Here is a 4,278-nt window from a genome sequence, read left to right on the forward strand (position 1 = left end):
GTCACCGGGGTCGAGGCCCCGCTGAGGAATCCGACCCGCAGTGCGACGGCGTCGCCGGCCCCGGGCTGGGTGGTTGTTCCCGGGCCGGGTGTCGCCGAGTTGTTGCCACCGGCGCCTGGGACGACACGGGTCCAGCGGGTGGAGTTCGGCGCATCGGCGGGCGGGACCCTGCGCTGGTAGAGGTCGGGGCCGATGAGCAGGATCTCGCTCCTGCCCCCGCCGGCCACGTCACGCACGGTCTGGCTGGTGCTGTTGGCGAAGTCGACCGTGCCGGTACCGCTGATGGAGACGATCTGTTTACGTCCGGACGCGGACGCGAAGCTCGCCTGATCGTTGAAGCGGATTCGTGCCGTCCCCCGCGTGATGGTCGCGTGGTAGGCGTCGGCAAGGGGCGCGGGCACCCCACCGGCCTCGGTGGGTGCGATGCCGGTGGGGATCGCGGCCGGTGGGGGCGTGGGGGAGTCGGACGAACAGCCGGCTGCGCCGGCCAGCAGCAGGCCTGGCGCAAGTAGCACGACAGCGGATACCGTGACCCGCGCAACGGCCTTGAGGGTCATCGCCGTCCGTCCTTCCCGACTGCGTGTACCGGCCGACCCGGCTTGCGTCGCGTACCGGCCGACGCGAGTCGGTCCGCTAGAAGCGCCGGAAGATGAGCGCGCGCTTGACCTCCGCAATGGCCTTGGTGACCTGGATCCCACGCGGGCATGCGTTCGAGCAGTTGAACGTCGTCCGGCAGCGCCAGACGCCTTCGCGCTCGTTGAGAATTTCCAGGCGTTCGTCGCTGGCGGCGTCCCGGCTGTCGAAGATGAAGCGATGCGCGGCCACGATCGCGGCCGGTCCGAAGTAGTCGCCGTCATTCCAGAAGACCGGGCACGACGTGGTGCAGGCCGCGCACATGATGCACTTGGTGGTGTCGTCGAAGCGTTCCCGGTCGGCGGCGGACTGCAGCCGCTCCCGGGTCGGTTCGTGTCCCTCGGGAATGAGATACGGCTTGACCGCCCGGAACGCGTCGAAGAACGGCTCCATGTCGACGATGAGGTCCTTCTCGACCGGAAGTCCCTTGATGGGTTCGATCGAGATTTCCGAGCCGAGGTCCTTGACCAGCACCTTGCAGGCGAGCCGGTTCGCGCCGTTGATCCGCATGGCGTCCGAGCCGCACACGCCGTGCGCGCATGACCGCCGGAAGGACAGCGACCCGTCGAGATTCCATTTCACGTAGTGCAGGGCGTCCAGCAGCCGGTCACTGGGGTCGAACGGGACCGAGTAGCTCTCCCAGTGCGCTTCGTTGCTCACCTCGGGGTTGAAGCGCCTGATCTTCAGCGTGACGGTCCGTCCACCCGAGGTGTTGGAGCTGGCGTCGGCCGGTACGGTGGTTGATAGATCGTCGGTGACAGTCACGCCGGACCTTTCTCACATCGGACCCGCAACGCGGGTCAGCAAATCATAGACCGCGCCGCGAGTGCCCCGAACGTCGAAGCCTCGCACCCCGGACTCGAAAAGGATTTCGTGTCAGGGATCGTGGCCGCGGTCCGAGGGAGCCGGAGCGCGCTGGTGCAGGTACGGGCGATCTCATCGGTCACGGGCTCTTACGACGTCTTCTTACGTTTTCTCACGGCGTCGTGGAGCGGCGCGAAACCGGGTGGCCGCTACGGGGCGGGGACCCTCGATACCGGGCAGGGTCCCCGCGGGTCCGCCGGCCACCCGGGCCACGCGGTCAGTACTTGCGCTCCATGGGCTGGTAACGGGTCATGGCCACGGGCTTGTAGTCCAGCCGGATCTCCGCGTCGGGTGCGGCGGCGGCCAGCGGCCCGGAGCGGTAGGCCATGGTGTGACGCAGGAAGTTCACGTCGTCACGGGTGGGATAGTCCTCGCGGGAGTGCCCCCCGCGGGACTCGTTGCGGGCCAGCGCGCTGGTGACCAGGCATTCGGCGAGGTCGAGCAGGAAGCCCAGCTCGACCGCTTCCAGGAGTTCGGTGTTGTAACGGCGGCCCCGGTCGATGACGCCGACATGCTGGTATCGGGCTTTCAACCCGGCGATGTCGCCGACCGCCTGCTTCAGCGTCGCCTCGGTGCGGTACACCGACGCGTTGACGTCCATTGTTTCCTGAAGCTCGCGGCGGATCGCCGCCACGTTCTGGGATCCGGCGCCGTCGCGAAGGCGGGTGAGCAGTCCCTCGACGAAATCGGCCGGGTTGTCCGGGAGTTCGGCATGGGCGGGAACTTCCACCGCGTGCTGCGCCGCGGCGATTCCGGCCCGGCGGCCGAAGACGTTGATGTCCAGCAGCGAGTTGGTGCCGAGCCGGTTCGCGCCGTGCACGGAGACGCATGCCACCTCGCCCGCGGCGTAAAGGCCCGGGACGATGTCGGTGTTGTTCCGCAGGACCTCGGCGTTGATGTTCGTCGGGACGCCGCCCATGGCGTAGTGGGCGGTCGGCTGGATCGGGATCGGGTCCGTGTAGGGCTCGATGCCCAGGTAGGTACGGGCGAACTCGGTGATGTCCGGGAGTTTTGCGTCGAGTTGTTCCGGGGGCAGGTGCGTCAGGTCGAGGTAGACGTGGTCGCCGTCGGTGCCACAGCCGCGGCCGGCGCGGATTTCGGTGTAGATGGCCCGGGCCACCATGTCTCGGGGGGCGAGGTCCTTGATGGTCGGCGCATAGCGCTCCATGAAGCGCTCGCCGTCCCGGTTACGCAGGATTCCGCCTTCACCGCGGGCGCCCTCGGTGAGCAGGATGCCCATTTTCCAGATACCGGTCGGGTGGAACTGGTAGAATTCCATGTCCTCCAAAGGCAGCCCCCGCCGGAAGATGATGCCCATGCCGTCACCGGTCAGCGTGTGCGCGTTCGAGGTGACCTTGAAGACCTTGCCGAAACCGCCGGTGGCGAACACCACCGACTTGGCCCGGAAGACGTGTACTTCGCCGGTGGCCAGTTCGTAGGCGACCACGCCGACGGCGACACCCTCGCTGATCAGCAGGTCCAGCACGTAGAACTCGTTGTAGAACTCGATGTCGTGCTTGACGCACTGCTGGTAGAGAGTCTGCAGGATCATGTGGCCGGTGCGGTCGGCGGCATAGCACGAGCGGCGGACGGGCGCCTTGCCGTGGTCACGGGTGTGGCCGCCGAACCGGCGCTGGTCGATGCGGCCCTCGGGGGTCCGGTTGAACGGCAGGCCCATCTTCTCCAGGTCGAGGACCGCGTCGATGGCCTCCTTGCACATGACCTCGGCGGCATCCTGATCTACGAGATAGTCACCGCCCTTGATCGTGTCAAAGGTGTGCCATTCCCAGTTGTCCTCCTCGACGTTGGCCAGGGCCGCGCACATACCGCCCTGGGCCGCGCCGGTGTGGGAGCGGGTGGGATACAGCTTGGTCAGCACGGCGGTGCGACACCGCTTGCCGGATTCGAGTGCCGCGCGCATACCCGCGCCGCCGGCACCCACGATGACCGTGTCGTACTTGTGAATCTGCACCGCTTGGACCTCCGCCTTCCCAGGCGCTATCAGGAGATGTTCGGGTCGAAGGTGAAGATGACCAGTGCTCCCAGAGTGACCACCAGGGACGTCGACACGTACAGCAACATCTTCAGGTAGAACCGGGTCTGTGGCCGCTCAGCGTAGTCGTTGATGACGGTTCGCAGGCCGTTAGTCCCATGTAGTTCGGCGAGAACGAGCATCAGCAGGTCCCAGGTTCGCCAGAACGGCGAGGCCCAGCGGCCAGCGACGAAGCCGAAGCCGATCCGCTGCACACCGCCATCAAGAATGTTCATGATGAACAGGTGGCCGAGCACCAGAAAGACCAGCAGAATCCCGGAGACGCGCATGAACAGCCAGGCGTAGAGCTCGAAGTTCGTTCGCGCCTTCGAGCTTGTGGGCCGGCGTCGTGGGCTGCGCGGAGCCTCGATGACCGGGGCGGGCGCGCCGTCGATCGTTGTCGCCATCAGGACGCGCTCCCGAACAGGGTCTCGATCGTATGTTTGATCATGTAGTAGGTGCCGGGGACGACCAGGATGACCCACACCACGAGCTCGGTGTACAGCATCTGGCGCTGGAAGCGAGGACCGGACCCCCAGAAGTCGATCAGTACGATCCGGATCCCGTTGAGTGCGTGGAAGAGGACCGCCGCTACAAGTCCCACCTCCATCAGGTTCACGATCGGGCTCTTGTATGTCGCGATCACGGTGTCATAGGACGACGGGGACACCCGTACAAGCGCGGTGTCCAGGACGTGGGCGAACAGAAAGAAAAAGATCAGTACGCCTGTGATCCTGTGGGCAACCCAA

Annotated in this window: 4 protein-coding genes and 1 pseudogene; all 5 read right to left on the bottom strand. The window is 66.3% G+C overall.

The window, feature by feature from the left end; genetic code table 11:
• Positions 1-557 (bottom strand): annotated as a pseudogene (locus DD1DGNOD_RS26570) (hypothetical protein); the annotation flags it as partial.
• A 76-nt stretch (positions 558-633) separates the two neighbouring features.
• On the bottom strand, positions 634-1,398 hold the full coding sequence (locus tag DD1DGNOD_RS05630; RefSeq protein ID WP_131765558.1) for a succinate dehydrogenase iron-sulfur subunit: 765 nt from the start codon (positions 1,396-1,398) through the stop codon (positions 634-636).
• 316 nt (positions 1,399-1,714) lie between these two features.
• Positions 1,715-3,469, bottom strand: coding sequence for a succinate dehydrogenase flavoprotein subunit (gene sdhA, locus DD1DGNOD_RS05635; RefSeq protein WP_131765559.1), 1,755 nt, complete (start codon positions 3,467-3,469; stop codon positions 1,715-1,717).
• A 29-nt stretch (positions 3,470-3,498) separates the two neighbouring features.
• A complete protein-coding gene (locus DD1DGNOD_RS05640; protein WP_131765560.1) occupies positions 3,499-3,936 on the bottom strand; it encodes a succinate dehydrogenase hydrophobic membrane anchor subunit in 438 nt (145 codons plus the stop codon).
• The coding region (gene sdhC / locus DD1DGNOD_RS05645; RefSeq protein WP_131769614.1) for a succinate dehydrogenase, cytochrome b556 subunit at positions 3,936-4,278 on the bottom strand (343 nt) is incomplete at its 5' end. The genes sdhC and DD1DGNOD_RS05640, both read right to left, overlap by 1 nt.

Source organism: Candidatus Protofrankia californiensis, from assembly GCF_900634765.1.
In the GTDB taxonomy this organism is placed as follows: domain Bacteria; phylum Actinomycetota; class Actinomycetes; order Frankiales; family Frankiaceae; genus Protofrankia; species Protofrankia californiensis.

Bases quoted from the DNA above. Each gene is read 5' to 3' on its own strand.
- DD1DGNOD_RS05640 (WP_131765560.1), bottom strand. From the start codon at position 3,936: ATGGCGACAACGATCGACGGCGCGCCCGCCCCGGTCATCGAGGCTCCG.